The organism is Streptomyces niphimycinicus (assembly GCF_018883605.1).
Classification (GTDB): domain Bacteria; phylum Actinomycetota; class Actinomycetes; order Streptomycetales; family Streptomycetaceae; genus Streptomyces; species Streptomyces niphimycinicus.
On sequence record NZ_JAHLEM010001362.1, the window covers coordinates 1 to 397 of the forward strand.

Below are 397 nucleotides of genomic sequence, written 5' to 3' on the forward strand. Positions count from 1 at the left end.
GTGCGGGGCAGGGCGGCGTCGAGCGCGGGGCGGGTCGCGGCGGATGCCAGGGGCAGGCGGGCGCGCCGGGCCAGCAGCTCGATCTCCTCGCGCAGCGGGCGGGCGCCCAGCCACTCGGCCACGGCATATGCCTGGACGAGCAGTCCAGCGGCGTGCTCGCGATCGGCCTGGGCCGGGGAAGCGCCCTGGCCGGAGGTGAGCAGCGCCTCCGCCCAGCGGTGCCGGGCGCGGGCCAGCGGATACGGGCGGTCCAGCGCGGCGAAGGCGTCCGTGGCCTCGGCCCAGAGGTCGGGCCGGTCCCGGCCCTCGGCGCGCTCCCGTTCGGCCTGGAGCATCGCCGCGTAGGCCCGCCATACCGGCACGGGCTGCGCCACCCGCTTCGCGGCGGCCCCGAGCC

At 79.8% G+C, this 397-nt stretch carries 1 pseudogene; it reads right to left on the reverse strand.

Annotated features, from left to right (window positions below):
- Positions 1-397: pseudogene (locus KN815_RS49745) on the reverse strand (hypothetical protein); the annotation flags it as partial.